At 72.2% G+C, this 26,440-nt stretch carries 30 protein-coding genes; 13 read left to right on the forward strand and 17 right to left on the reverse strand.

All coding sequences use genetic code 11. The features are described 5' to 3' along the window. Positions 1–74: 74 nt before the first annotated feature. Together O7610_RS26395 and O7610_RS26400 are read right to left on the reverse strand one after the other, a co-directional pair. On the reverse strand, positions 75–605 hold the full coding sequence (locus O7610_RS26395; protein WP_281553072.1) for a phospholipase: 531 nt from the start codon (positions 603–605) through the stop codon (positions 75–77). Positions 606–834: 229 nt separating this feature from the next. Then, complete coding sequence (locus tag O7610_RS26400; RefSeq protein ID WP_281553073.1) at positions 835–1,107, reverse strand: hypothetical protein; 273 nt, start codon at positions 1,105–1,107, stop codon at positions 835–837. A 223-nt stretch (positions 1,108–1,330) separates the two neighbouring features. On the opposite strand from O7610_RS26400, the gene O7610_RS26405 reads away from it, so the two are divergent. Further along, a complete protein-coding gene (locus tag O7610_RS26405) occupies positions 1,331–2,350 on the forward strand; it encodes a potassium channel family protein (RefSeq protein WP_281553074.1) in 1,020 nt (339 codons plus the stop codon). Positions 2,351–2,372: 22 nt separating this feature from the next. Here O7610_RS26405 and O7610_RS26410 read toward each other — a convergent pair whose 3' ends face one another. Both O7610_RS26410 and O7610_RS26415 read right to left on the reverse strand, forming a co-directional pair. Then, entirely contained in the window at positions 2,373–3,437 is a 1,065-nt protein-coding gene (locus O7610_RS26410) for a 2-oxoacid:ferredoxin oxidoreductase subunit beta (RefSeq protein WP_278171615.1), read from the reverse strand. Next, complete coding sequence (locus O7610_RS26415; protein WP_281553075.1) at positions 3,430–5,277, reverse strand: 2-oxoacid:acceptor oxidoreductase subunit alpha; 1,848 nt, start codon at positions 5,275–5,277, stop codon at positions 3,430–3,432. The genes O7610_RS26410 and O7610_RS26415 overlap by 8 nt, the downstream gene beginning before the upstream one ends. A gap of 303 nt (positions 5,278–5,580) precedes the next feature. Here O7610_RS26415 and O7610_RS26420 point away from each other — a divergent pair, with 303 nt between their 5' ends. Further along, entirely contained in the window at positions 5,581–5,958 is a 378-nt protein-coding gene (locus tag O7610_RS26420; RefSeq protein ID WP_281555407.1) for an NADH-quinone oxidoreductase subunit A, read from the forward strand. A gap of 38 nt (positions 5,959–5,996) precedes the next feature. On the opposite strand, the gene folP is transcribed toward O7610_RS26420, so the two are convergent. Continuing rightward, complete coding sequence (gene folP, locus O7610_RS26425; RefSeq protein WP_281553076.1) at positions 5,997–6,866, reverse strand: dihydropteroate synthase; 870 nt, start codon at positions 6,864–6,866, stop codon at positions 5,997–5,999. Between the two features lie 150 nt (positions 6,867–7,016). Here folP and O7610_RS26430 point away from each other — a divergent pair, with 150 nt between their 5' ends. Genes O7610_RS26430 through O7610_RS26445 form a run of 4 tightly spaced genes read left to right on the forward strand, consistent with a single transcriptional unit; the run spans position 7,017 to position 9,398 of the window. Further along, positions 7,017–7,658 carry a DivIVA domain-containing protein gene (locus O7610_RS26430; RefSeq protein WP_281553077.1) on the forward strand — a complete coding sequence of 214 codons (642 nt, stop codon included), beginning with the start codon at positions 7,017–7,019 and terminating at the stop codon, positions 7,656–7,658. After that, positions 7,655–8,140: an SRPBCC family protein gene (locus tag O7610_RS26435; RefSeq protein ID WP_281553078.1), complete on the forward strand. Its 486-nt coding sequence runs from the start codon at positions 7,655–7,657 to the stop codon at positions 8,138–8,140. The genes O7610_RS26430 and O7610_RS26435 overlap by 4 nt, the downstream gene beginning before the upstream one ends. Beyond that, complete coding sequence (locus O7610_RS26440; protein WP_281553079.1) at positions 8,137–8,739, forward strand: DNA-3-methyladenine glycosylase I; 603 nt, start codon at positions 8,137–8,139, stop codon at positions 8,737–8,739. The genes O7610_RS26435 and O7610_RS26440 overlap by 4 nt, the downstream gene beginning before the upstream one ends. Positions 8,740–8,771: 32 nt before the next feature. Then, the gene (locus O7610_RS26445; protein ID WP_281553080.1) at positions 8,772–9,398 is read left to right on the forward strand and encodes a hypothetical protein; all 627 of its coding nucleotides are present in this window, start codon (positions 8,772–8,774) and stop codon (positions 9,396–9,398) included. Positions 9,399–9,450: 52 nt separating this feature from the next. Here the strand turns inward: O7610_RS26445 and O7610_RS26450 are convergent, their stop codons facing one another. After that, on the reverse strand, positions 9,451–10,242 hold the full coding sequence (locus O7610_RS26450; protein ID WP_281553081.1) for an enoyl-CoA hydratase-related protein: 792 nt from the start codon (positions 10,240–10,242) through the stop codon (positions 9,451–9,453). Between the two features lie 48 nt (positions 10,243–10,290). Further along, entirely contained in the window at positions 10,291–11,103 is an 813-nt protein-coding gene (locus O7610_RS26455; protein WP_281553082.1) for a PaaX family transcriptional regulator, read from the reverse strand. A gap of 190 nt (positions 11,104–11,293) precedes the next feature. Between O7610_RS26455 and O7610_RS26460 the strand changes: the two genes are divergently transcribed. Then, on the forward strand, positions 11,294–11,461 hold the full coding sequence (locus O7610_RS26460) for a DUF3117 domain-containing protein (RefSeq protein WP_007455245.1): 168 nt from the start codon (positions 11,294–11,296) through the stop codon (positions 11,459–11,461). Between the two features lie 240 nt (positions 11,462–11,701). Next, entirely contained in the window at positions 11,702–13,159 is a 1,458-nt protein-coding gene (locus O7610_RS26465) for a leucyl aminopeptidase family protein (RefSeq protein WP_502959121.1), read from the forward strand. A gap of 14 nt (positions 13,160–13,173) precedes the next feature. On the opposite strand, the gene O7610_RS26470 is transcribed toward O7610_RS26465, so the two are convergent. After that, positions 13,174–13,746 carry an O-methyltransferase gene (locus O7610_RS26470; protein ID WP_281553083.1) on the reverse strand — a complete coding sequence of 191 codons (573 nt, stop codon included), beginning with the start codon at positions 13,744–13,746 and terminating at the stop codon, positions 13,174–13,176. 284 nt (positions 13,747–14,030) lie between these two features. On the opposite strand from O7610_RS26470, the gene O7610_RS26475 reads away from it, so the two are divergent. Then, positions 14,031–15,458 carry a S1C family serine protease gene (locus tag O7610_RS26475; RefSeq protein WP_502959059.1) on the forward strand — a complete coding sequence of 476 codons (1,428 nt, stop codon included), beginning with the start codon at positions 14,031–14,033 and terminating at the stop codon, positions 15,456–15,458. Between the two features lie 77 nt (positions 15,459–15,535). Continuing rightward, on the forward strand, positions 15,536–16,036 hold the full coding sequence (locus tag O7610_RS26480; protein ID WP_475048883.1) for a twin-arginine translocase TatA/TatE family subunit: 501 nt from the start codon (positions 15,536–15,538) through the stop codon (positions 16,034–16,036). 28 nt (positions 16,037–16,064) lie between these two features. Here O7610_RS26480 and O7610_RS26485 read toward each other — a convergent pair whose 3' ends face one another. The 3 genes from O7610_RS26485 to O7610_RS26495 are packed head-to-tail and all read right to left on the reverse strand — an operon-like array spanning position 16,065 to position 19,109. After that, positions 16,065–17,213, reverse strand: a complete 1,149-nt coding sequence (locus O7610_RS26485; RefSeq protein ID WP_281553085.1) for an Mrp/NBP35 family ATP-binding protein — start codon at positions 17,211–17,213, stop codon at positions 16,065–16,067. A 38-nt stretch (positions 17,214–17,251) separates the two neighbouring features. Further along, positions 17,252–17,851, reverse strand: a complete 600-nt coding sequence (locus tag O7610_RS26490; protein ID WP_281553086.1) for a DUF1003 domain-containing protein — start codon at positions 17,849–17,851, stop codon at positions 17,252–17,254. Next, the gene (locus O7610_RS26495; protein WP_281553087.1) at positions 17,844–19,109 is read right to left on the reverse strand and encodes a magnesium transporter MgtE N-terminal domain-containing protein; all 1,266 of its coding nucleotides are present in this window, start codon (positions 19,107–19,109) and stop codon (positions 17,844–17,846) included. The genes O7610_RS26490 and O7610_RS26495 overlap by 8 nt, the downstream gene beginning before the upstream one ends. Before the next feature lie 32 nt (positions 19,110–19,141). Between O7610_RS26495 and O7610_RS26500 the strand changes: the two genes are divergently transcribed. Beyond that, positions 19,142–20,098: a PhzF family phenazine biosynthesis protein gene (locus O7610_RS26500; protein WP_281553088.1), complete on the forward strand. Its 957-nt coding sequence runs from the start codon at positions 19,142–19,144 to the stop codon at positions 20,096–20,098. Positions 20,099–20,161: 63 nt separating this feature from the next. On the opposite strand, the gene O7610_RS26505 is transcribed toward O7610_RS26500, so the two are convergent. Further along, complete coding sequence (locus O7610_RS26505; RefSeq protein WP_281553089.1) at positions 20,162–20,677, reverse strand: hypothetical protein; 516 nt, start codon at positions 20,675–20,677, stop codon at positions 20,162–20,164. Between the two features lie 146 nt (positions 20,678–20,823). Between O7610_RS26505 and O7610_RS26510 the strand changes: the two genes are divergently transcribed. After that, the gene (locus O7610_RS26510; RefSeq protein WP_289212112.1) at positions 20,824–21,783 is read left to right on the forward strand and encodes a DMT family transporter; all 960 of its coding nucleotides are present in this window, start codon (positions 20,824–20,826) and stop codon (positions 21,781–21,783) included. A 69-nt stretch (positions 21,784–21,852) separates the two neighbouring features. Here the strand turns inward: O7610_RS26510 and O7610_RS26515 are convergent, their stop codons facing one another. After that, entirely contained in the window at positions 21,853–22,311 is a 459-nt protein-coding gene (locus O7610_RS26515; protein ID WP_281553091.1) for a DUF4190 domain-containing protein, read from the reverse strand. A 30-nt stretch (positions 22,312–22,341) separates the two neighbouring features. Beyond that, positions 22,342–22,761, reverse strand: coding sequence for a DUF4190 domain-containing protein (locus O7610_RS26520; protein ID WP_289212113.1), 420 nt, complete (start codon positions 22,759–22,761; stop codon positions 22,342–22,344). A gap of 111 nt (positions 22,762–22,872) precedes the next feature. On the opposite strand from O7610_RS26520, the gene O7610_RS26525 reads away from it, so the two are divergent. Then, positions 22,873–23,808 carry an SDR family NAD(P)-dependent oxidoreductase gene (locus O7610_RS26525; protein WP_281553093.1) on the forward strand — a complete coding sequence of 312 codons (936 nt, stop codon included), beginning with the start codon at positions 22,873–22,875 and terminating at the stop codon, positions 23,806–23,808. 5 nt (positions 23,809–23,813) lie between these two features. Here the strand turns inward: O7610_RS26525 and O7610_RS26530 are convergent, their stop codons facing one another. From O7610_RS26530 to O7610_RS26540, 3 genes are all read right to left on the reverse strand, one after another. Next, a complete protein-coding gene (locus O7610_RS26530; RefSeq protein ID WP_281553094.1) occupies positions 23,814–24,221 on the reverse strand; it encodes a CoA-binding protein in 408 nt (135 codons plus the stop codon). Positions 24,222–24,230: 9 nt separating this feature from the next. Further along, positions 24,231–25,259 carry an Rv2578c family radical SAM protein gene (locus O7610_RS26535; RefSeq protein WP_348650015.1) on the reverse strand — a complete coding sequence of 343 codons (1,029 nt, stop codon included), beginning with the start codon at positions 25,257–25,259 and terminating at the stop codon, positions 24,231–24,233. A gap of 121 nt (positions 25,260–25,380) precedes the next feature. Then, the gene (locus tag O7610_RS26540) at positions 25,381–26,412 is read right to left on the reverse strand and encodes a LacI family DNA-binding transcriptional regulator (protein WP_281553095.1); all 1,032 of its coding nucleotides are present in this window, start codon (positions 26,410–26,412) and stop codon (positions 25,381–25,383) included. Between the last annotated feature and the right edge of the window lie 28 nt (positions 26,413–26,440).

Genomic DNA, 26,440 nt, shown 5'->3' on the forward strand with positions numbered 1-26,440 from the left:
TCGTGCCGCAGCTGTGCTGACCAGCGGCCGGCCCGGACCCGGGGGAGAGGGAGGGCCGGCCGGTGCGGTGCCGGTCAGTCGGTCCCGGCCAGCCGCGGCCCGGCGGCCTGCAGCTGCCGGGCCCGCTCCAGGTCGGCGGCGTTCACGACCGGCACGCCGAAGATGCGCACCGCCTGGTAGTACGTCCAGGCGAGGCTCAGGCAGGCCGGCCGGACGAAGCTGCTGTAGCGGGCACACGCCCGCTTGAGGTCTTCGTAGAAGGCGCTGTCCACCCGTGCCTTGTTGGCGGAGAACTGGCCGATCGCCTTGTAGTTGCGGTAGCCGAAGTCGTGCCGGTGGCAGGAGAGCCGGAAGTCGAACCCGAGCGGGTTGTCCGGGCTGGACGAGCAGTAGTCGGTCGACCAGTCGAACTGGTACGCGGCCCAGGCGCCCTGGTTGAGCCGGGCCGAGTTCCAGACGCTGTAGCTGCTCGCGCTGGTCTGGGTCCAGTTGGACAGCACCGTGGGCTTGTCGGCGGGCACGGCGGCGGCGGGGCCGGCCGTGCCGAGGGCGGCGGTGAGGCCGAGCAGGGCGGCGGTGAGCAGGGTGGTCAGGCGTCGGGACATAGCGATACCTCCGGTGGACGGTCCGTCGGGTGGCGTCGGCATGCTTGTTACCGGTGGGTCACAAGCGTGTCCACAGTCTCACGGCATCAGCTGGAGTCGATCTGTAGTCAGCCTGATCGTTTGTCGACCGGTGTGTAAACAGACGAGTCGGCCGGACCGGTCACATCGCCCGGCCGTTGCGGCCCTCCAGCCTGCCCGGCCCTGATCCCCGGTCACCCGGACGGTCCGATCAGCCGGCGTCGGCGGCGTCGGCCCGGGGTGCACCGGGCAACGCGGCGACCCGGACCAGGGCGACCATTCGGCCGAGGCCGCCACCATCCGTTCCGAGGGAACGTCCGATGATCCACACCCACCGATTGTCGTAGTAGGCCGACAGATCGGGTCGCATCTGCTCCACCTGAAGTATGAGATTGTGTCCGCCGTACCGCCAGTCGTTCTTGCCGAGTCGCAATACCGTCCCCGGGGTGATCGCGGGAATGGCGGTGGGTCGTGGCGGGTTCACAGGCTGCTCCGGAACTGGCGGATGGATGGGCTCGCCGGGTGAGCATCAACAACACTGCGTCCCGATGCAATGTCTCTAAGCAAGATTTGAGGCGGCGGGATACGACTGCTTCCGCCCCGGACGCACCTGGCACAAGGTGTTGTCCAGGCGATCAAGATCAGGCGGCACGGAACAGCTATGTTGTGGGCGTGTACGGGGATATGAAGGCGGAGGCGGGCCGGCGGTGATTCACTTTCCCGCCGTACGGCAAGGGCCGTTGCGGGCACTGAGCCTGCGGCTGTCGGCGGCGGTCGGCCTGGTGCTCGGCGTGGTGGCCGTGGTGTATGCCGACCGCGACGGCTACCGGGACGCCAACGGTGACGGAGTCTCGCTGCTCGACAGCTTCTACTACGCGGTGGTCAGCCTCTCCACCACCGGGTACGGCGACATCGCCCCGGTCACCGAGACGGCGCGGCTGGTCAACGTCCTGATCATCACGCCCGCCCGGGTGGTCTTCCTGATCATCCTGGTCGGCACCACCCTGGAGGTGCTCACCGAGCAGTACCGGACGAACCTTCGACTGACCCGGTGGAGAAAGAACGTGAAGGATCACGTCATCATCTGCGGCTACGGCACCAAGGGCCGCAGCGCCGTCTCCGCGCTGCTGGAGAACGGCTTCGACAAGCAGCACATCGTCGTCGTGGAGAGCAGCGGGATCGCCCTGCGGCAGGCGACCTCCGCCGGGCTGGTGGCCATCGAAGGATCGGCCACCCGCTCGTCGGTGCTCAACGAGGCGCACGTCAAGCATGCCAAGGCGGTGATCATCGCGACCGACAGCGACGACGCCTCAGTCCTGGTCACGCTGACCGTCCGGCAGTTGACCGCCGGGAAGGTACGGATCATCGCCGCCGCCCGGGAAGCGGAGAACGCGCCGCTGCTACGGCAGAGCGGCGCGCACCATGTCATCGTCTCGTCCGCCACCGCGGGCCGGCTGCTCGGCCTGTCCACGTCGGCACCGCCGCTGATCGACGTGGTCGAGGATCTGCTCACCCCGGGACAGGGGATGGCGCTGGCGATGCGTTCGGCGAACCGCGACGAGGTGGGCACCTCACCTCGGCAACTGGCCAACCTGGTGATCGCGCTGATCCGGCGCGGCCGGGTGGTGTCGCTCGCCGACCCGGACAGCGTCAAGATCGAGACAGGTGACCTGCTGGTCTACGTGCGGGACGACCGCACCTCGGCCAGCACGCCGTCGATCGGCTGACATCCGAGCCGACCGGCACCGATCAGTTGATCGACCAGGTGTCGCCGCTGCGCAGCAGCCCGGCCAACTGCTCCTCCGGGGTGCCCTCGGCCGCCGCCCGGGCCTGCTCGACCTGGGTCTGGATCAAGCTGTCGTAGCTGGGCCGGGACACGCTGCGGAACACCCCGATTGGCGTGTTGCGCAGATCGGCGGCGGGCAGCCGGGACAGCGCGAACGCATAGGCGGGCTCGGCGATCGTGGCGTCGTGTACCACGATCTGCTCGGCCGGCACCGACGCGGTCTCGCGGACCTCCAACCCGAAACCGCCAGGCGGGTGGACCACGCAGAACTGCCCGTCGGCCCCGAACGTGATCGGCTGGCCGTGCTCCAGCCGGATCAGGTAGTCGTCCCGGGTCGCCGGCTCCTTCAACTGCTCGAACGCGCCGTCGTTGAAGATGTTGCAGTTCTGGTAGATCTCCACGAACGCCGAACCCTGGTGCTCGGCGGCGGCGCGCAGCACCGACTGCAGATGCTTACGGTCGGAGTCGATGGTCCGGGCGACGAAGGTCGCCTCGGCGCCGAGGGCCAGCGACAGCGGGTTGAACGGTGAGTCCGCCGAGCCGACCGGCGTCGACTTGGTGATCTTGCCCAGCTCGGAGGTCGGCGAGTACTGCCCCTTGGTCAGCCCGTAGATCCGGTTGTTGAACAGCAGGATCTTGAGGTTGACGTTGCGGCGCAGCGCGTGGATCAGGTGGTTGCCGCCGATCGACAGCGCGTCACCGTCCCCGGTCACCACCCAGACCGACAGGTCCGGGCGGGACACCGACAGACCGGTGGCGATCGCCGGCGCCCGGCCGTGGATGGAGTGCATGCCGTACGTGTTCATGTAGTACGGGAAGCGCGACGAGCAGCCGATGCCGGAGACGAAGACGATCCGCTCCCGGGGCATGTTCAGTTCCGGCATGAACGACTGCACGGCGGCGAGGATCGCGTAGTCACCGCAGCCGGGGCACCAGCGCACCTCCTGGTCGGACTTGAAGTCCTTGGCGGTGAGCTTGACCGCCACCGGCGTACCGCCGGGGCGTCCGTTGCGGGCGGGCTCAGACATTCTTCACGACCTCTTCCAGCATGGTCTCCAGCTCCGTGGCGGTGAACGGCAGGCCACGGACCTGGTTGTAACCGATCGCGTCGACCAGGTAACGGGCCCGGATCACGTGGGCCAGTTGACCGAGGTTCATCTCCGGGATCACCACCCGGTCGTAGTTGCGCAGCACCTCGCCGAGGTTGGCCGGCAGCGGTGCCAGGTGCCGCAGATGGGCCTGGGCGACCGACAGGCCACGCTGGCGCAGCGCCCGGCAGGCGGCGCCGATCGGTCCGTACGTCGACCCCCAGCCGAGCACCAGCGTCCGGGCGTCGCCGTTCGGATCCTCCACCTCGACGTCCGGCACCGGGATCGCGTCGATCCGGGCCTGCCTGGTCCGCACCATGAAGTCGTGGTTCGCCGGGTCGTAGGAGATGTCGCCGGTGCGGTCGGCCTTCTCCAGACCGCCGATGCGGTGCTCCAGGCCGGGGGTGCCGGGGATCGCCCACGGCCGGGCCAGCGTCTGCGGGTCGCGCAGGTACGGCAGGAAGGTCTTGCCGTCGTCGTCGTTGGCCTCGGTGGCGAACTCGACCTGCAGGTCGGGCAGGGAGTCGACCTCGGGCAGCAGCCACGGCTCGGAACCGTTGGCCACGTAGTTGTCGGACAGCAGCAGCACCGGGGTGCGGTAGGTGAGCGCGATCCGGGCCGCCTCGATGGCGGCGTGGAAGCAGTCCGACGGCGAGCGCGGCGCGATCACCGCGACCGGTGCCTCGCCGTGCCGGCCGAACAGCGCCATGTTCAGGTCGGCCTGCTCGGTCTTGGTCGGCATGCCGGTGGACGGCCCGGCCCGCTGCACGTCGACGATCACCAGCGGCAGTTCCAACGCGACGGCGAGCGAGATGGTCTCGCCCTTGAGCGCCACGCCGGGCCCGGAGGTGGTGGTGATGCCGAGGGCGCCGCCGTACGCCGCGCCGAGCGCCGCACCGACCGCGGCGATCTCGTCCTCGGCCTGCATGGTGACCACACCGAACCGCTTGTGCTTGCTCAACTCGTGCAGGATGTCCGAGGCCGGCGTGATCGGGTAGGCGCCGAGGAAGACCGGCAGCTTGGCCCGGACCCCGGCGGCCACCAGCCCGAGCGACAGCGCCGCGTTGCCGGTGATGTTGCGGTACGTGCCCGGGCGCATCCGGGCCGGGTTGACCTCGTAACGTACCGAGAAATCCTCGGTGGTCTCGCCGAAGTTCCAGCCGGCCTTGAACGCGGCGATGTTCGCCGCCACCAGGTCCGGGCGCTTGGCGAACTTGCGCTCCAGGAACCGGATGGTGGACTCGTAGGGCCGGGAGTACATCCAGGAGAGCAGACCCAGCGCGAACATGTTCTTCGCCCGCTCGGCGTCCTTCTTCGAAACGGACAGCTCGGCGAGCGCGCCGATGGTCATCGAGGTCAGCGCCACCGGGTGTACGGCGTACCCGTCGAGCGAGCCGTCGTCCAGTGGGCTGGTGGCGTACCCGACCTTCGCCAGGTTGCGGCGGGTGAACTCGTCGGTGTTGACGATGATGTCCGCGCCGCGCGGCAGGTCACCGAGGTTCGCCTTCAGCGCCGCCGGGTTCATGGCGACCAAGACGTTGGGCGAGTCGCCGGGGGTGAGGATGTCGTAGTCGGCGAAGTGCACCTGGAAGCTGGACACCCCGGGCAGGGTGCCGGCGGGAGCCCGGATCTCGGCCGGGAAGTTCGGCAACGTGGAGATGTCGTTGCCGAGCTGCGCGGTCTCCGAGGTGAACCGGTCGCCGGTCAGCTGCATGCCGTCACCGGAGTCGCCAGCGAAACGGATGACCACCCGATCCAGTTGACGGACCTGCTTGGTCACGTGAGCTGACCTCCTCGTTTCCTGCCGGCGGCGTGGATCGCCGGCCGTGCTGGGGCGGTTGCCGGCGGTCCTGCGGCTGTTGCCGGCCGTGGCGCTACCGTTGCCCGGCGCCACGATGGGTGTCCCGGTAAGGGCGTCCTAACCATGGTGACACTCTCAGCAGAGCCTACGTCGGATCGGGTCGGATACCCGGCTCGGGTCCGCCCGGTGGGACTGGAATCACCCGACGGTCACGGGGTGGCGACGTCGGTCTCCACCGCTCGGCCCACGCCGACCCGACGACCGGACGGTAGGCTGCCGGACATGCAGGGCTACCTCGGCTCGTACGCGACGTTGGGGCTGTTGCTGCTGGTCGGCGTCGCCTTCTTCACAGTCGGCTACGGCGCCAACCGGCTGCTACGGCCGGGGCGCCCGGCCGACCCGGTCGGTAAACGGGCCAGCTACGAGTGCGGCCTCGACCCGGTGGGCGGCGACTGGGCCCAGGCGCAGATCCGCTACTACGTGTACGCGTTCCTGTACGTGCTCTTCGCGGTGGAGGCGGTCTTCCTCTTCCCCTGGGCGGTGATCTTCGACCGGCCCGGGTTCGGCCTGGTCACCGTCGCCGAGATGGGCCTCTTCGTGACCGTCCTGGCGCTGGGCATCCTCTACGCCTGGCGCAAGAACGTGCTCCGCTGGACCTGACCTCCGCTGGACCTGACCACGGGTCGACCCGTACCCGCTCAGGCCAACGCCCGGCGGGACACCGCCGGCGGTCGGTCGCCCCGGATCGACGCCACCATGTCCAGCGCCCGCCGGGTCGCCGCGACCTGGTGCGCCCGGAACACCCGGGCACCCAACCAGGCGGAGACCGCCGTCGCCGCCAGGGTGCCCTCCAGCCGCTGGTCGACCGGCAGATCCAGGGTTTCCCCGATGAAATCCTTGTTGGAGAGGGCGACCAGGACCGGCCAGCCGGTGTCGACCAGTTCGGTGAGCCGCCGGGTGACCTCCAGCGAGTGCCGGGTGTTCTTGCCGAAATCGTGCGCCGGGTCGATCAGGATGCCGTCCGGCCGTACCCCGAGACCGACCGCGCGCTCGGCGAGGCCGGTCACGGTACCCACCACGTCGGCCACCACGTCGTCGAACGCGGCCCGGTGCGGTCGGGTTCGCGGCGCGGTTCCACCGGTGTGCGAGCAGATCAATCCTGCCCCGGTCGCCGCCGCGACCTCGGCGAGCCGGGGGTCCGCGCCGGCCCAGGTGTCGTTGAGCAGGTCGGCGCCGGCCACGACCGCCTCCCTGGCCACCTCGGCCCGCCAGGTGTCGATCGAGATGACCAGGTCCGGGAAGGCGGCCCGGACCGCCGCGATCGTGCCGACCGTACGGTCGATCTCCTCGGCCACGTCGACGGCGGTCCCGGGTCCGGCCTTCACCCCGCCGATGTCGACGATGTCCGCGCCGGCGTCGACCGCGGCGGCGACCGCGTGCAGGGCGGCGTCCGCCGCGAAGGTCGCGCCCCGGTCGAAGAACGAATCGGGCGTACGGTTGACGATCGCCATCACCGCGAGGTCCCCGGGTGCCAGGGACCGTCGGCCGAGCCGAAGCGTACGCCCCATCCGTGCCTCCGTTCCCGTCCCGCCTGCCAGGAGGCTATCCGGCTGCGGTACGCCAACTGCCGGCGGTCGCCGGGGCGGGAGAGCCCGCCGCGGGCCGGCGACTCGCCGCCGGGGGTCGCCCTCGCCGCGCCGGCATGTCACGATTCGGTCATGGATCAGTTTCTCCTCGTTCTGGTCGCCGCGTTGACCGTCGCCGCGGTCGTCTTCGGGGTCACCGTGCTCGTCACCGGCAACGACCCTGGGCTGGTCCCGGTCGAGCCGGACGGGCGGGCGGTCCCGCTGCCCGGCACCCGGCCGCTGCTGGAGCACGACGTCAGCCAGGTGCGGTTCGACACCGCGCTGCGCGGGTACCGGATGGCGCAGGTCGACCAGGCGCTGCGCCGGGCGGCGTACGACATCGGGTACAAGGACGAGTTGATCGAGGTGCTGCAGGCCGAGGTGGCCGCGCTGCGGGAAGGGCGGACCGAGGACGCCGACCAGTTGCGGCGGGCCCGGGACGCGGCCCTCGTGCCGGCCGTCGACCTGGCGGGGACCCCGGTGGCCGGCGCGTCGGCCGACCCTACCGAGTCGGCCGACCTCATCGCCGGCCCGACGGAGCCGGCCGGGGCCCTGGAATCAGCCAGCGCCGACCGGATCGAGTCCGTGCCCGCCGACGAGCCGCAGTCCGCGTCCGCCGACCGGTCGGAGTCCGCCCCGTCGCCCACGGCCGACGCAGCCGCCGGGCCGGGGAGCCGCCCGGCCGACGCAGCCGCCGGGCCGGAGATCCGCCCGGCCGACGGTGCTGCCAGGTGAGCGGTCCGAACGAGGCTGCCGCCGGCACCCCCGGCGCCGGCGAGGTGACCGCGACGGTCATCATCCGGGCCCCGGCCGAACGAGTCTTTGCCGCCTTTACCGCCTGGGAGCGGCAGTCCGAGTGGATCCCCTTCACCGATGTGAAGGTCGTCTCGGGCGACGGCGGCGAGGGCAGCCTGATCGCGGCAGTCACCGCGGTCGGTCCGGTGGCGTTGCGCGACGAGATGCGGGTCGTCCGGGTCGACGCTCCGTACGAGGTCCGGGTGGTGCACTGCGGCACCTTGCTGCGCGGCCCGGGAGTGCTGCGCTGCACTCAGATGGACCACGACCGCACCCAGGTCGTCTGGCACGAGTGGTTCCACCTGCCCGGTGGCGTCGCCGGCCGGGTGGCCTGGCCGTTGCTCTGGCCCGGTTCCAAGGTGAGTCTGACCCAGGCGTTGAAGAAGTTCGGCCGGCTGGTCGAGACCGGGGCGCTGCCGTGACCGGGCTGAGCGTCGGGGCGGACGGCCTGGCCCGGTGCGGCTGGGGCGCCGGTTCCGCCGACTACCGCCGGTACCACGACCAGGAGTGGGGCCGCCCGGTCCACGACGACGACGCACTGTACGAACGGCTGACCCTGGAAGCCTTCCAGTCCGGTTTGTCCTGGCTGACGATCCTTCGCAAGCGGGAGGCGTTCCGGGCCGCCTTCGACGGTTTCCGGATCGAGAAGGTTGCCGGGTACGGCCCGGCCGACGTCGAGCGGCTGCTCGCCGACGCCGGCATCGTCCGCAACCGGGCCAAGATCGAGGCCGCCGTGTCGAACGCGCGGGCCGTGCTCGACCTGCCCACCGGCCTGTCCGAGCTGCTCTGGCGACACGCCCCGCCGCCCCGGTCCGCCCGGCTCGCCTCGATGGACCAGGTGCCGGCAGTCACCGCCGAGTCGACCGCGTTGGCCCGGGAGCTCAAACGGCACGGCCTCCGGTTCGTCGGACCCACCACCGCGTACGCGTTGATGCAGGCGACGGGGATGGTCGACGACCATGTCGCCGGCTGCCACGTGCCGCCGCCGACCCGGCCCGGCGGTCCGGTCGTGGTCCGGTGATCCGCCGCCCCGCGTCGTGATGAGATAGGAGCATGCGCGAGATCAGTCAGCTCGACGATCAGCCCGCGACGCCCGGCCCGGCCCGGTCCGGCACCGGCGCCTGGGCGGTGGTCATCCCGGCCCAGCGCTACGAGGCGGAGCGGCTGTTCCACCACGACACGCTGGAATTGACCGGCCTCGACGGTGACCCCCGGCCGCCGTACGGTGCGCCGGTGCTGGTCGTCTCCGACGGTGACCCCCGGTTCGTCGTCGCGCTCGGCCGGATCGGCGGAGCCGGCGGCGGCGCCGAGGGCGGGGAGACCCGGGCGGCCGAGCCCGAACCGCTGGTGGTGCACTACACCTGCCGGGCCTTCGACGAGCCGGTGCCAGCGGCCGCCCTGCGGCTGACCGGGGCGGTGACCCCGGTGGACGTGGCCACCTACCGGTCATTGGCCGGCCGGCTCGCCCCGGCCGGTGACCGTCGCGCCTGGCTGGTCAGCGTCGACCTGCCGATCGAGGCACCGACGGCGGCGGAGGCGGTCCGGCTGTTCTGGTCGTACGTGCGCGAGCTCGGGCCCCGCGAACTGCCGGCCTTCGTCTACCCGAGCGGCAACGAGCTTGCCATGCAGGCGTTCGTGCTCGGTGCCGAGGCCAACCAGGACCCCGAGGAGGACGACTGACGGCTGCGGCCCGGTCAGCGGGCACGCGGCTCCTGGTCAGGCCGTGCCGGCTTCAGCGCCCGTCGAACACCGGCCGCTGCTTGGCGACGAACGCCGCCGTCGCCTGCCGGTGATCGGTGGTTGCACCACAGATCGACTGGGCCTGCGTCTCCGCGGCCAGCGCGTCGGCCAGCGAACCTGAGGCGCCGATGGACAGCGCCCGCTTGATCGCCCCGTACGCGACGGTCGGCCCGGCCGCCAACCGCTCGGCGAGTTCGTAGGCGACCGGCAGAATCTGCTCATCGTCGTCGACCAGCTGGTTGAGCAGCCCGATCCGGTGTGCCTCGGCGGCTGGCACCGGCTGTGCCAGCAGTAGCAGTTCGGACGCCTTCGGGTAGCCGACCAGCCGGGGCAACGCCCACGAGGCGCCGGTGTCCATCGCCAGCCCGACGTTGGCGAACGCCATCAGGAAGCTGGTCCGTGGCCCACCGATCCGCAGATCGGCCAGCATTGCCAGCGAAGCGCCGGCACCGGCCGCCGCGCCGCGGACCGCGGCGACCACCGGCTTGGACAGCCCGGCCAGCCGCGTGGCGATCGGGTTGTAGTGCTCCCGGACGGTGTCCAGCGGCTCAGCCGTCCCGGACTCCAGCGTCTCGACGTGTTCGCGCAGGTCCTGACCCACGCAGAAGGCCCGCCCGGCGCCGGCCAGCACCACCGCCCGGCAGCCGGGGTCGGTCTCCACCTCGGCCAGCGCGTCGCGCAGCGCCTCCTTGAGCTCGACGTTCAGCGAGTTGAGCGAGTCAGGCCGGTTCAGGGTCAACGTGACGACCGCCCCCCGACGGTCGACGATCAGTGCCTCGGTCACCTCGGACGCCCCTTTCGTTAGGCTGGCTGGAGTTTGCGTCGGTACGGCTCAGCGCGGGCCGCCGTCGCGCTGGCCGAGCTCCAGGCACCTGTCGACGTACCGGTCGGCGGCCGGGCGCAGCCGGGTGGCGTGCCGGTCGAAGAAGGTCGCCGCGCTCGTCCCAGGCCAGCGTTCCGGCAGCAGCGCCGGAGGGAGTTGCGGATCTCGGAACAGGAACCCACGCCAGGCGTGGACCAGCTGGAACCGGGCGGCGTACGCCTCCTCGTCGTCGCTGCGTACGGTCACCTTTGCCAATTTCGGTCGCTGCCCGGCGACGAACCGCTCGTAGGCCTGTCCGATCTCGGCCAGGTCCCAGGCGCGGCGGACCAGCGCGGCGGCCCCGGTGGTGCCGGCGGCGTGCGCGGCGGTGAACCGCTCGAACCGTACGCCGGCCTCGGCCAGCATGCCGTCGACCTCGCCGGCGGCCCGGGTCGCCACCCAGGTGTGCTCGTCCAGCATCCCGTAGCCGAGGTAGCTCAGGTTGGCGCACAGCCGTTGCCGGCCCCGCCGACCGCCGGGTGGGTCGAGTACCAGCAGGTCGAACTTGCCGTCCCAGCTGATTCTGCCGGTGCGGTAGATCCGGGCGGCCGCCTCGTCCAGCCGCCGGGCGGCTTTCGGGGTCAGCAGATAGCCCGGGCCGGCGGCCAGCCGAAGCGGTTGCAGCCATCCCTGCCGGACCATCCGGGAGACGGCGGTGCGTACGGCGGGCGGCGCGATCCCGAGCGGGGCCAGCAGCTTGACCAGGGCAGCAACGGGCGCGCGACCACCTCGTGGCCGAAGATGGTCACCGAACAGGTCGAAGAGCGCCGACCGTGCCTGCATGACCGCACATTGTGACAGCCCACTTCAAGATAAGCTAGACGCTGTCACAGCATTGTGGCCTCGGTTTGGGTCCGGCGGTGTTCATCAGGGAAAATCGTTGGTCGGCACCGTGGCAGTGGGATGCGGTGAGACTTACGAGGTGGCTGGGGTGCTCCCCAGCGGCCCTGGGGCAAGTCTGAGGGGAGACAACATGGCGGCGATGAAGCCGCGGACGGGCGACGGTCCGCTGGAGGTCACCAAGGAGGGCCGGGGCATCGTCATGCGGGTTCCGCTGGAGGGTGGGGGTCGACTCGTCGTCGAGATGACACCGGACGAGGCCAACGCGCTCGGTGATGCGCTGAAGGCCGCCGCAGGCTGATCGAGCCGGACCCGGGGCCGACGCTGGCCCACGGGTCGACATAGCGACGGTTGACGAGTCCGCCGATCCGGCCCCCGCCGGGTCGGCGGACTCGGTACGCCGTGGGCAGCACCCAATCCTGTACCTGGAGGTAACCCCGGCGTGTTCGCCATCCGTCTGCTGGCGGAGACCACCGCCGCCGGCACCATCGTCCTGCCCGTCGAGCCGGACCCCGGGCCGGCCGGCGCGCGGCTCGGACCACTGCCCGACCAGTTGGCGCTCGACGGCGACCGCGCGGAGTTCACCGCGTCGGCCGCCGCGATGCTGACCCGCACCGGGCACGACGGCAGCGCCGGCGAGATTCACGTGCTGCACCGGCCCCAGCACTCGCCGTACCAGGTGATCCTGGTCGGGGTCGGCCCGGCCGACGAGGCCGGCTGGCGGACGGCGGGCGCGGCCGTCGGCGGGCTGCTGCGCCGGGCCGTCGACGCCGAGCCGGTCGGAGGTCCGTGCCTGGTCGCCGTGCCACCGCAGGCGGGCCCGGCGGCGGTCCGCGGGTTCGCCGAAGGCTGCTGGCTGGCCGGATACCGGTTCACCGCGCCGGGCGAGTCCCGCCCGGTCGTACCGGGCGAGTCCCGCCCGGCCGCAGACACCGACCAGACACACGACGGTCTGCCGGTGGTGCTGCTCGCCCATCCGCCCACCGAGGCGGCCGAACAAGCGTTGCGGTACGCCCGGGCGACCGCCGCCGCCACCTACCTGGCCCGGAACCTGACCAACATGCCGTCCTCGGTCAAGAACCCGGCCTGGTTCGCCGATCAGGTCGTCGCCGCGGCGGCCGACCGACCCGGGCTGACCGTCTCGGTACGCGGCCCGGCGGAGCTGGCCGCCGAGGGGTTCGGCGCGCTACTGGCGGTCGGCGGCGGTTCGGCGGCCGGTCCCCGCCTGGTGGAGATCGACTGGTCCCCGCCGCACGCCGGGCGGCACGTGGTGCTCGCCGGCAAAGGCATCACGTTCGACACCGGCGGGATTTCGATCAAGCCGGTGGACGGGATGAAGCTGATGCGCAAGGACATGGGCGGGGCCGCCGCGGTGGTCGCCACCGCCGTCGCGGCCGCCGACCTGGAGCTGCCGGTACGGCTCACCGTGCTGGTTCCGCTCGCCGAGAACATGCTCAGCGGCGCCGCGTTCCGCCCGGGTGACGTGGTGCGGCACTACGGCGGGCGGACCAGCGAGACCACCAACTCCGACGCCGAGGGCCGGTTGGTGCTGGCCGACGCGATCAGCTACGCGGTCAGCAGGTTCACCCCGGACTATCTGGTCGACCTGGCCACCCTCACCGGGGCGAACGCGATCGCCCTGGGCCGGCGTACCGCCGCGCTGTACAGCGAGGACGACGACCTGGCCGGAGCGCTGCTCGACGCCTCGGCGGCGGCCGGGGAGGGCGCGTGGCGGATGCCGCTGCACGCCGACTACGTCGAGTACCTGGGCAGCGAGATCGCCGACCTGTTCAGCGCCCCGGACCGGGGGGCCGGCTCGGTGGTGGCCGCGCTCTACCTGCGCGAGTTCACCGGGCCGTTGCGCGACCGTTGGGCACACTACGACATGTCCGCCCCGGCCTGGTCCGACGACGACCACGCCGAGCTGACCCGGGGCGCAACCGGCTGGGGGGTCCGGACGTTGGTGCGCTGGCTGACCGCGCTCGACCCGGCGGCATGACCGCCGGTCGCAGGTCAGCGCCGTACCGCCGCCAGCAGCCCGTCGCCGGCCGGCAGCAGCGCCGGCACCCACTCCTCGGCTTCCCGGATCGACTTGACCAGTTCACGGATGGCGACCGTGTCGGGGTCGCGCGCCGCCGGGTCGCCGATTCGGCCACCGGCCAGCGCCCCGTGTACCGCCAGGATGCCGCCGGGGCGCAGCAGCCGCAGCGCCGCGTCGACGATCGCGCCGAACTCGGCGCTGTCGCCGTCGACGAAGATCATGTCGTACACCGAGTCGGCCAGCCGGGGGAGCACATCGAGCGCCCGGCCGGTGATGATCCGGGTCCGCGACGTCGGGTAGCCGGCCTCGACAAAGATCCGCCGAGCCATCCGCTGGTGCTCGTTCTCCACGTCGATCGTGGTCAGCACCCCGTCAGGGCGCATCCCGCGCAGCAGCCAGACGCCACTCACCCCGGTCCCGGTGCCGATCTCGACGACGGCGCGCGCGTTACCGGCAGCGGCGAGCAGCCGCAGCGTCGCGCCAGCGTCCGGCGAGACCGGGCGCAGCCCGACCTCCTCGGCCAGGCTACGGGCGGTACGCAGCACCAGGTCCTCGGCGGCGTACCCGGTGACGAACTGGAGGGCCTGGGGCGCCGTCCAGGCAGGGGGTCGGGTGACCGGGTGGATGGCGCACCTCCAGCGAAGGGTCGGGCGGCGGTTGCCGGTACGAGCCTAGAGCGCCGCTGGTCGACCGGCTGGGCGGGCACCGGGGCAGACCGCTGTTCGGTGACCGCTGAATGTTCTTCGATTATCCGTGCAATCCTGGACGCGGAGCGATGTCACCGATCCGACCGGTGCCGTCGCGCTGGGGGATGGACTGGGAGGCAACCGTGACCGACGGCGGAAACTGGCGCCAGGCCGACGGGATCGCACCGCCGGGGCACCAGCCGCCGGTCGGCGGGTGGGCCGGGCCGTACGGCCCCGCACCGGCTCCGCCGTACCCGCCGGTGGCCGGTCCGCCGCCTTACCCACCGTCGTACGGTGCGTCGGTTCCGGTGCACCGACCGTCGGCCGGTGCGCTGTCGTACGGCCCGTCGGCGCAGCATTCGCCGTGGTGGTCGGACGCGCTGCGGGATCCCTGGCGTGATCCGTACGCACCGGCCGCGGTGGTGGTTGACGTCCCGCCGGGCGCCGCCGGCACCGGCGAGGGTCCGGAGCCGGTCGTCGAACCAGCGCCGGCGGTACGCCGTGGGTTCACGCCGTACGTGGTGGTGTCGGTGATCGCCGCGCTGCTCGCCGGAAGCCTCGGCGGTGCCCTCGGGTTTGCCTTCGCGGTGCGCGGCGGCGTCGCCGGAGCCGGCACCGTGCTCGGCGGCTCGCCGGCCGATCCGCCCGGGGCGGTGCAGCGTCCGGCCGACTCGCTGGCCGGGGTGGCCCAGCGGGTCCTGCCGAGCGTGGTGACCGTGCAGGTGAGCGGGCCGTCCGGGCAGAGCGTCGGCTCCGGCTTCGTCGCCACCGCCGACGGCTACGTGATCACCAACGACCACGTGGTCGGGGTGGGAGCGGAGGAGGCGACGGTGCTGTTCAACGACGGCTCCACCGCGCGAGCGTCGATCGTCGGTCAGGAGCCGGAGTCGGACGTGGCGGTGATCAAGGTCGACCGGACCGGGCTGACGCCGGTCGAGTTCGGCGACTCCGAGGCGATCGCGGTCGGCGATCCGGTGCTGGCCTTCGGCTCGCCGCTCGCCCTGACCAACACGGTCACCTCGGGGATCGTCAGCGCCCTCGACCGCACCATCCAGGCCGGCGAGCCCGGCGGCCAGGTGCGCTACTACGCGGCGATCCAGACCGACGCGGCGGTGAACCAGGGCAACTCGGGCGGTCCGCTGGTCGACGCCGCCGGCCGGGTGATCGGCGTCAACTCGGTGATCAAGTCGCTGGCCGCCGACGAGGAGACGGCCGGCAACATCGGTCTCGCCTTCGCCATCCCGATCAACCACGCGAAGCGGATCACCCAGGAGATCATCGACACCGGTACGGCCCGACGGACGATCTTCGGCGCCCAGGTCACCGATGCCGCCCGTACCCCCGGTGCCGGTGTCCGGCTCAGTGAGGTGGTCGACGGCGGGCCGGCGGAGGCAGCCGGCCTGCAAGCCGGGGACGTGGTGCTGCGGATCGACGGTCGGCCCCTGGACCAGGCGACCGACCTGATCGCGTTGGTGCGCAAGTACGCTCCCGGGTCGGTCGTGACGGTCGACTACCGTCGGGGCAGCGAGGCCCGGTCGGCCTCGGTGACCTTGGCCGCCGACGCCAAGTAACACCCGGTCGGCCCTCCCGGACCGGCTGGTGACGTGCGTACCCTTGCCTTCGACGGCGGCACAGGGAGGCCCGGAGCATGTTCGACAACCTGAACTGGTGGGAGATCGGTCTGCTCCTGCTGCTCGCTTTGCTGATCTTCGGTGACCGGTTGCCGCAGGTCATCTCCGACGGCCTGCGGATGCTGCGCAACCTGCGCAACATGGCCCGCAACGCCACCTCGGACCTCGGCCGCGAACTGGGCACCGACATCCAGCTCGAGGACCTGCACCCCAAGGCGTTCATCCGCAAGCACCTGCTCAGCGAGGAGGACGAGGCCGCGCTGCGCAAGCCGTTACAGGGTGTCTACGACGACCTGCGTTCCGACGTCAGCGGGGTCCGCGACGAGCTGCGTGAGGTCGCCGACGCGGCCGATCTGAAGTCCGCCGTCAAGCCGACGACGGTGACCGGTGGCGCCCGCAGGTCGGCTGCCACGACCGGCTCACCTGCCACGACCAGCCCGGCGGCCGATACCAGCCTGGCCGCCGGGACCAGTCCGGCCGCCGTCTCGGCCAAGCCGTTGGACGTCGACGCCACCTGACGGTCGTCAGCCGGACGCCACCTGACGGTCAGCCGGCGGACGGTCGCAGGCCCAGGGGCTTGCCCAGCAGCGACTCGCGGCGGACCGCGAGGCGGTCGGCGACCGCGTCGAGCGCCCGGGCCGCTGGTGCCTGCGGGTCGGCCAGCACGATCGGAGTGCCGCGGTCACCGGTCTCCCTTACCCGGGTGTCCAGCGGAATCTGGCCGAGCAGCGGCACCTGGGCGCCGACGGTGCGGGTCAGCGACTCGGCGACACTGCCGCCGCCGCCGCTGCCGAAGATCTCCATCCGTTCCCCGGTGGGCAGCTCCAGCCAGGACATGTTCTCCACCACGCCGACCAGCCGCTGGTGGGTCTGCAGAGCGATGGCACCGGCCCGTTCGGCCACCTCGGCGGCGGCTGCCTGCGGCGTGGTCACCACCAGGATCTCGGCGTTGGGCAGCAGCTGGGCCAGGGAGATCGCCACGTCACCGGTGCCCGGCGGCAGGTCCAGCAGCAGTACGTCCAGGTCGCCCCAGTAGACGTCGGCGAGGAACTGCTGCAGCGCCCGGTGCAGCATCGGCCCACGCCAGACCACCGCCGCGTTGCCGGCGGTGAACATGCCGATCGAGATGACCTTCACGCCGTGTGACTGCGGAGGCATGATCATTTCCTCGACCCGGGTCGGCCGTCCCTCTGCACCGAGCATCCGGGGCACCGAATGTCCGTAGATGTCGGCGTCGATCACTCCGACCGACAGCCCGCGCGCGGCGAGCGCGGCCGCCAGGTTCACCGTCACGCTGGACTTGCCGACCCCGCCCTTGCCGCTGGCCACCGCGTACACCCGGGTGCGGGACCCGGGCTGGGCGAACGGGATGACCGGCTCGGCGCCGGCGGAACCGCCGCGCAGCTGCTCCTGTAGCGACTTGCGCTGCTCCGGGCTCATCACACCGAAGTCGACGTCCACCCCGGTGATCCCGGGCACCCGGGTCACCGCCTCGGTGATGTCGGTGCGAAGTTTGTCCTTCAACGGGCAGCCGGCGACCGTCAGCAGCAGCTCGACCCGTACCCGGCCGGCGGCGTCGACCGTCGCGGAGCGCACCATGCCGAGCTCGGTGATGGGGCGGCGGATCTCCGGGTCGTTGACCGTGGCCAGTGCGGCGTTGATGGCATCGTTGACGGTGCTGGTCGGTGCGGACATGCCCGCCATGCTACGTCGGGTGTGCAGGTCACCGCCGCTCACTGTCCGGTGGCCGCGGTCCCGCCCGGCTGGTCCGGTCGGGCGTCCGGCTGGTTCGGTCGGCTCTCCGGCGGCTGAGGTCCTTCCACCGGGCGGCGCTCCAGCCGGTGCCGGCGGTAGGCCTGCTCGTCGAGCTCCTCGGCCAGCCGGCTCAGCTCCGACCGCAGGAAGTCCCGGGTGGCCACCTCACTGACCGCCACCCGCAGCGACGCGATCTCGCGGGCCAGGTACTCGGTGTCCGCCTTCTGCATCGCCGCCCGCCGCCGGTCCTCATCCAGGGAGAGCCGGTCCCGGTCCGCCTGCCGGTTCTGCGCGAGCAGGATCAGCGGCGCCGCGTACGACGCCTGCACCGACAGCAACAGGGTCAGGAACGTAAAGGTGTACGGGTCGAAGCGCAGACTCACCGGGGCGAGGGTGTTCCACGCGATCCAGCTGACCACCGCCACGGTCATGTAGACGAGGAACCGTGCGGTACCCATGAACCGGGCGATCGCCTCGGCCCACTGCCCGAACGCCTCCGGGTCGTAGCGGGGCAGCGAGATCCGTCCCGGTTCGCGAGGCTGGTCCAGCCGGCCGGTGCTCCGGCGCAGGTCAGCCATGCCCGTCCCCACCCTCCAGCGGTGTGTCCCGGTCCCGCCAGTCCGGCGGCAGCGAGTGGTCCAGCACGTCGTCCACGGTCACCGCGCCGACCAGCCGGTTCGCCGGATCGACCACCGGCATCGCGACCAGGTCGTAGGTGGCCATCCGGCGGGTGATCTCCAACAGCGGGGTTTCCGGCTGCAACGGGTCGATGCCGCTGTCCACGACTCCACCCAGCAGCTCCGCCGGCGGCTCCCGCAGCAGCCGCTGGAAGTGCACCACACCCAGGTACTTACCGGTCGGGGTGGCCATCGGCGCCCGCGCCACGAAGACCTGGGCGGCGATCGCCGGCGGCAGCTGCGGCTCCCGAATCCGGGCCAGCGCCTCGGCAACCGTGGCGTCCGGGGTCAGGATGACCGGCTCGGAGGTCATCACGCTACCGGCGGTGCCCGCCTGGTACTGCAGCAACTGGCGTACCGAGTCCGCTTCGTCCGGCTCCATCAGGTCCAGCAGCACGTCCTGCTCCGGCGGCGGCAACTCGGCCAACAGGTCGGCCGCGTCATCCGGATCCATCTCCTCCAGTACGTCCGCGGCGCGTTCCCGGTCCAGGGCGGTCAGGATCGACACCTGGTCGTGTTCGGGCAGCTCCTCCAGCACGTCGGCGAGCCGTTCGTCGTCCAGCGCCGCGGCGATCTCCTGCCGCCGACTGTCCGGCAGATCCTGCAGGGCGTTCGCCAGGTCCGCCGCGCGCATCTGGTCGAGTACGGCAAGCAGCCCGGCCGTGCCCTGGGTGTCCGGTAGCCCGATCAGCCCGCGCACCCGGTGCCAGTCGAGCTGGTGCAGGTGACCGCGTCGGGTCAACCGCCCGGTGATCTCCCGGACCGCGACCCGGGTCAACGACCACTCGCCGACCCGGTTCGCCTCCATCGCGACGTCCACCACCGAGCCGGGCTGATCCTCCGGGTCGAAGCGGACCCGCCGGTCCAGCAGGTCTTCCAGCACCAGCAACTCGTTCGGCCGCTTCTCGAACCGCCGCAGGTTGAGGGTGCCGGTGCTGAGCAGCACCGACTCCGGGTCGATCGCGGTGACCCGGCCCATCGGCAGGAAGATCCGCCGACGCATCGGCATCTCCGCCACCAGTCCGACCACCTGAGGTGGCCGGTTGGTGGTCCGCAGCCGTACCACCGCGTCCCGGACCCGCCCGACCTGGTCGCCGTTGGGGTCGAAAACGGCGAGCCCGGCAAGCCGGGCGACGTACACCCTGGTCGCCGTAGTCACGGCCACAGCGTACGGGCCGTAGGGTTTGTTTCATGTCCAGCCTCGGGTACGAGATCGTCGACGTCTTCACCGACCGGCCGTTCACCGGGAATCCGCTCGCCGTGGTGTTCGGTGCCGATGCGCTGGCCGTCGACCAGATGCAGGCGGTCGCGCGGGAGTTCAACCTGTCCGAGACGGTGTTCGTCCTACCGCCCGGCACCCCGGACGCCAGCTACCGGGTGAGGATCTTCACACCGGAGAAAGAACTACCGTTCGCCGGGCATCCGAGCGTCGGCGCGGCGGTCACTGCCGGCCGGCGAGGCCTGGTGAGGGCGGGGACGGTGATCCAGCAGTGCGGTGCCGGGTTGCTGCCGGTCGAGCTGACCGAGCACGGGTACGCCACACTGCGCGGTGGCGAACCGACTCTCGGGGCGCCGGTGGACCCGGCCCCGCTGCTGGCCGCGGTCGGCCTGACCGCGCAGGACCACACCGGTCCGGCGCCCCGCCGCGCCGGCTGCGGTCTGGAGTTCGACTACCTGTGCGTACGTCCCGACGCTCTGCCCCGGGCCAGGCTGGACCCGGCGGCCGCGGCCCGGGGCGGCGTCGGGATGGTCAGCGTGCTGACCTGGGCTGCGGCCGGCTCCACTGCCGGTTCCCCGGCCGGCTCCACTGCCGGTTCCCCGGCCGGACCCGCGCCCGGTTTCCCGGCGGGGGAGCCGGAGCAGCCGACGGCGCACTGCCGGGTCTTCTGCCCGGGAGCCGGGGTGACCGAGGACCCGGCTACCGGGTCCGCCGCGCTCGGCCTCGGCGTCTGGGCGGTGGGCAGCGGTCTGCTGCCGGCCAACGGCCAGTCACGCTATCTCGTCCGGCAGGGGGTCGAGCTCGGCCGTCCTTCGACGTTGGACTGTACGGTGACCGCGCTGGGGGGCCGGGCGCGGAGCGCCACCGTCGCCGGTCAGGTGGTGCCGGTCGCCAGCGGGCAGATCGCCGTACCGCCGTTTGTCGGCTGACCCTCGACCCGGCGTGGGTCGCCCGGTTGTCCGGATCGCGGCCCGGCGCAGGCCCGGCGCGCTTCAGCGCCGGCGGACCCGGTGCAGGCGGAATGGACGACGGGTCGGCCGGGTGACCGTGCTGGGGCGGGGCGGCGCGGCGAGCGATCCGTCCGGCAGTGACGCGCCGGCCGCCACCGGCGGCCCGGCCGGGGTCAGGCGGTACAGCTGACACTCGTCGGCCCACCGGCGCACCAGGTCGGCCGGGCTGCCCGGGGCGTTCAGCCGTTTGGCGGCAACCTGGGCCGCGATCGACTCCCAGTCAGGGTCGGCCGGCTCGATCAGCGTCACCTCAGCGGGCCAGGACACGATCCGGCCGCCGTGATCGCCCCGCAGGGTCACCGTCGCCGGTACGCCGGCCGCCAGCCCGGCGGCGGCCTGTTCGCCGGTACCGGTCACCACGTGCAGCGAACCGTCGGCCGGCACGCACCACAGGGCCCGGGCGGGCGCGCCGTCGACCGAGACCCACGCGACCGCGGCCTTCTTGCCGGCCTCGTCCACCAGTGGGGCGGCCTCGCCGGTCTCTGCTGGGTCGGGCATGCCGACCATCCTGCCGTAGTCCCAGCGCGGTGTCGCGCCGCAGCCGGCTCGCAGATGACGCCCTGGCCTGTCGACGGTCTGTTGCCGGCCCGTCGACGCGGTCCCGGTGCACGGACCCGGTCGGTAGTCTGTGAGGATCAGATCCCGTGTCCTCCGGTGCCCACCCCTCCGGTCCGGGCGGCCGGGGTGAACTGCTCGCCACCGGTGCCACCGCGATCGCCGTACTCGCCGTGTCCACCTCGGCGCCGCTGATCGCGTTCGCCGCCGCGCCCGCCCTCGCCGTCGCCTTCTGGCGCAACGTGCTGGCCACCGGTGCGGTCGCGCCCTTCGTACTGGCCCGGCGTCGGCCTGAGCTGCGGCTGCTGGCCCAACCGGGCGGCCGTAGCCAGGCCGGCTGGAGTGCGCTGGCCGGTGTCGCGCTCGCCGCGCATTTCGGCACCTGGATGCCGAGTGCACAGCTCACCTCGGTGGCGACCGCCACCGCGCTGGTCGCCACCCAGCCGGTCTGGCAGGGCCTGATCGCCCTGGCTCAGGGCCGGCGACTGCCGCTGGTCACCTGGGGCGGGATCGGTCTCGCGGTGCTCGGCGCGGTGCTCGCCACCGGCGCCGATGTCGGATTCGACGCGCAGGCTGTCCTCGGTGACCTGCTGGCCCTGGCCGGGGCGGTCTTCGCCGCCTGCTACACCGCGCTCGGCGAGCAGGCCCGGCAGACGATCAGTACCACCACGTACACCACGATCTGCTACGGCGTCTGCGCGGGCGTGCTGCTCGTCGTCTGCCTGGCCGGCGGGATCCAACTGACCGGATTCCCGGGCTCGGCCTGGTTGGCGGTCCTCGGCCTGGTGGTCGGTGCCCAGCTGCTCGGCCATTCGATGTTCAGCTACGCCCTGCACAAGATCCCCGCGACCACCGTCAGTGTGCTCATCCTGCTGGAGGTGCCCGGTGCCGCGCTGATTGCCTGGCTGTGGTTGGGCCAGGTGCCCCGTACCGCCACGTTGCCCGGGCTCGGGTTGCTGCTGGTCGGTGTCGCGGTGGTCGTACTCGGCGGGACCCGCAGCCGCACGTCGCCGCCGCCGCTGCCGCCGGAGGCCGGTCCACCGGCCTGACCCGGACCTCGCCCCGGCACCGCCCGGCCCCGGCCGGCCCGCCGCTACCCGGCCGGCCCGCCGCCAGGCTCAGACGCCGGCCGTGGTGTTGAGCATGGTGATGATGAATCCGAAGTAGACCACCGTGAACAGTGCAATCAGCACCCCGAAGCCGACCCCGCACCAGCCGATGATCACGCCGGCCTGGGCGAGCCCGTCGCCCTGCTGGCCGGTCCGGTGAATCTCGTCGCGGCCCCGGCGCCCGAGGTAGACCGCGATCCCACCGAGCAGCGGGCAGCTGAACAGGCTGACCAGCGACACGATGAACGACGCGAGTGCCATGCTGTTCGTCGGTTGCGGCGCGACGTAGCCGTACGGGTACCCGCCGTACGGGTACCCGCCGGCCGGATTGCCCGGTGGCGGGTACTGGCCCGGCGGCGGTAGCTCGCCGCGTGGCGGTTGTCCGTCGGCCGGTGCCGGCCCGGCGCCGGCCGACGGGGACTGCGGTGCTGGCGGGCGGATCTGGCCGCCGACGTCTGGCTCCTTCACCCGGATCTCCTTCTGTGGGCCCGGCTGCTGCTAGCTCTGGCTGATGCTGGCTGCGATCGCGATCGTGACGAGAACCGCCCCGGCCAGCCCGAGACCGAAGGCGATCCAGCCGGTGATCACCCCGGCCAGTGCCATCCCGTCGCCCTGCTCCGGACGACCCTGCTCGGCCGCGGTGCGGATCTGACGCCGGGCGGAGTGCCCGAGCAGCGCGCCGACGATGCCGATCAACCCGGGCACCAGGTAGCCGCACAGCCCGACGATGCCGAGGACGCCGAGGACCAGCGCGGCGATCGCCCGGCCGTTCATCGGCATCGGGGCGGGCGGCGGATACGGGTAGCCCGGCGCGGCGTACCCGGCAGGCGGGTAGCCGGTCGCCGGGTAGCCGGCCGGCGAGTGGTGGCTCGGCCAGGACGGATCGCTCCAGTTGCCCGGCTGCTGGGGTTGGCTCATCGGCGGTGGTCTCTCTGCGGGAGGGTTCGCCCGATCACAGTAGTCGGTACCGGCGAACCGCTCATGGGCGGCGTCGTTGCCCGCGACGGCGCAAGCGGGCAGGATCAGTCCATGGTTTCTGACGTACGAGCCGTGATCGGCAGCGCTGGACAGGACGCCGGCCCACCCCCGTCCCCGGTCGCCACCCTGCGCCCCGGGTCGGACCAGCGCTCGGCCGCCGTCGCGTCCGGTCCGGAACGGGCCGGGACGGATCCGGACGGTGCGGCCGGGCCGGCACCTGAGCTCGGCACGTTGCGTCTTGACGGCCGGGTCGCACTGGTGACCGGTGCTGGCAGCTCGGACGGGATCGGTTTCGCCACGGCCCGACGGCTCGGCGAGCTCGGCGCCCGGGTGGCGATCGTCTCCACCACCCGGCGGATCCACGAGCGGGCGGCGGAGCTCGGCGCGACCGGGTTCGTCGCGGATCTGACCGACGAGGCCGAGGTCGGCGCGTTGGCGGACGCGGTGTCCGAACAGTTGGGCGACGTGGAGGTACTGGTCAACAACGCAGGGCTGGCCAGTCGGGCAAGCCCGGAGGTGTTGCGGCCGGTGGCCCAGCTCACCTTCGAGGAGTGGCGGGCGGAGATCGACCGTAACCTCACCACCGCGTTCCTGTGCAGCCGGGCCTTCATCGGTGGGATGTCGGAGCGTGGCTGGGGTCGGATCGTCAACCTGGCAGCCACCGCCGGGCCGGTCAACGCGCTGCCCACCGAGGCGGGGTACGCGGCTGCGAAGGCCGGCGTGGTCGGGCTCACCCGGGCGCTGGCGATGGAGATGGTCGCCGACGGCGTGACCGTCAACGCGGTCGCACCGGGCACGATCTACACGGCCGCGTCGACGGTCACCGAGCTCAAGCAGGGCATGGGTACGCCGATCGGCCGTCCCGGCACCCCGGACGAGGTGGCCGCGGCCATCGCCTTCTTCTGCTCGCCGGCCGCCTCCTACATCACCGGCCAGATGCTCGTCGTCGACGGTGGCAACAGCGTCCGGGAGGCCGAGTACCGCTGATCGGGTCAGCCGGTCCGGGTGAGGCCACCGAGGGCTCGTTCGACGGCCGTGCACCGGTCCTCGACGTAGTCGATACCGGCCGCGGCGGCGATGTCGCGGGCGACCGGCGAGGCGATCCCGCTCTGCAGCCACACGGCGGGGGCGCCGATCCGCACCGCGGCACGTACCACCTCGACGGCCTCCGGTACCGGCCGGAAGACGTTGACCAGATCGACCGGTACGTCGAGCTCGGCGAGGCTCGGGTAGGTCGGCTGACCGAAGATCTCGGCGACGTGCGGGTTGACCGGAATGACCCGCCAGCCGTAGCGGATGAGCTGCGCCGGCACGCTGTGCGCCGACTTCGCCGGGTCACGTGACGCGCCGACGACGGCGATGGTCCGCGCGTCGGCCAGGATCTGTTGCGGAGTCCTCACCCGTCGAGCCTAGTTCCCGGTGACGCCGTCCGCCTCGTCGATCCGGCGGGCGGCACCCGGCCCGGTCGGGGACAGGCCGTGCCGGCGGGCGGCCATCCGCACCCGGCCCACGACCTCTCGCTGGTACGCCTGCGGCAGGTAGGATCCGGAGCGGAACAGCGCCCGATAACGCGGGACGAGATCGGGGCGGGTCCGGCCAAGCCAGGCGGCGTACCACTCGCGGGCGCCGGGGCGCAGATGCAGCGGCAGCGGGGTGACGCTGACCGCGCCGGCCCGGGCGATCGCGCCGACGGTGGCCTCGATCGACTCCGCGTCGTCGGTCAGCCCGGGCAGGATCGGCGCCATCAGCACCCCGACGTCGAAGCCGGCGTCGGTCAACGCGCGGACCGTGTCGAGTCGTCGGGACGGGCTCGGCGCGCCGGGCTCGACCGCCCGCCACAGGGGCTCGTCGACGAACCCGACCGACATGGCCAGGCTGACCCGGGTGACCTGGGCGGCCCGGCGCAGCAGCGGCAGATCCCGCAGGATCAACGTGCCCTTGGTGAGGATCGAGAACGGATTGGCGGCGGCACTCAGCGCGTCGATGATTCCGGGCATCAGCCGGTAGCGTCCCTCGGCGCGCTGGTAGCAGTCGACGTTGGTGCCCATCGCGATCGGCCCGCCCGACCAGCCGGGGGCGGCCAGCTCCCGGCGGAGCAGCGCCGCGGCGTTGACCTTCACGACGATCTTCGTGTCGAAGTCGAGGCCGGCGTCGAGGTCCAGGTAGGTGTGGGTGTTTCGGGCGAAGCAGTATGTGCAGGCGTGGCCGCAGCCGCGGTACGGGTTGACGGTCCACTCGAACGGGACGCGGCCGGAGCCGCGTACCCGGTTGATGATCGACCGGGCGTGGATCTCGTAGAAGGTCATCCCGGCGAAGCCGGGCGTGTCGAAGGTGCGCTGCACGGCCTCGGGCAGCGCCAGCGGCAGGGGTGGAGCCGCCGGCGCTGCCCCCGGAGGGACCTGCTGGTCGGGGGGAGCCGACAAGGTGTCCCAACGCATGGCCATCATTCGAACATATGTGCGACGCCGGAGCAAGTCGGCGGGCCGGTCGGATCACCCAGGTCCGTGCCGGTCGGATCACCCAGGTCCGTGCCGGTCGGATCGCACTGGTCCGCGGTGGTCAGCTCCCACCGGTCCGGGGCGGCCCGGCGCTGTCCCGGCGGACGAGCTCGGCGCCGATCTCCTCGATGAGCGGTGGGCGTGCCCCGCCGGACGACTGCAGCGCCAGCGTCATCGCCCGGGCGCCCATTTCGGCCAGCGGCAGCCGTACGGTGGTCAGCGCCGGGGTGACATCCCGGGCGACCGGCATGTCGTCGAAGCCGACCACGCTGAACTGGCCGGGCACGACGATGCCGCGGGAGCGCAGCAGCGCCAGTACGCCGATCGCCATCGAGTCGTTCAGTGCCGCGATCGCGGTCAGTCCGGGCTCGGCATCCAGCAGGCTGGCCGCCGCGGCGGCGCCACTGGCCCGGTCGAAGTCGGCGTACGCCACCCGCCGGGCCGGCAGCTTCTGACCGTGTTCGCGGGCGGCCCGACGCAGCCCGGCGAGCCGGTCGGTGGTGGTGGTCAGCGCCTTCGGCCCGGCGACGACCCCGAAGTTGGTGTGCCCGAGGGAGTGGAGCTCGGCGCCGAGCAGGTAGCCGCCCATCTCGTTGTCCGGCACCACTGCGTCGCCGGCATGCTCGTGCCGGCCGATCACCGCCACCCGCCCGCCGGTGCGCTCGTACACCCGCAGCTTGCCGGCGAGCGTCGCGGTGAACGCTTCGTCGTGGTAGCCGGATCCGGCGAGGACGATCGCCGCCACCTGGTGGGCGCGGAGCAGCTCGACGTACTGCAGTTCCTTGTCCGGGTCCCGGTAGCTGTTGCAGATGATCACCAGCCGGCCGTGTTCGGTCGCCACCCGTTGCAGGCCGCGGGTGATCTCCGCGAAGTACGGGTCGGACACGTCGTGCACGATGACGCCGATTGCGCTGCGGTGCGACCGGGCCAGTGACTGCGCGTGGGCGTTCGGGACGTACTGCAGCTCCTCGACCGCAGCCAGTACCCGCTCGCGCAGGGCTTCGGTGACCGGTTTGCTGCTGCCGTTGATGATCCGCGAGGCGGTGGCCGGGGACACGCCGGCGCGCTTCGCGACATCGGCCAGTGTGGCCACGACCCGCTCCTTTCCCGGGCTCCCGCAG

The organism is Solwaraspora sp. WMMA2065 (genome assembly GCF_030345075.1).
GTDB lineage: Bacteria > Actinomycetota > Actinomycetes > Mycobacteriales > Micromonosporaceae > Micromonospora_E.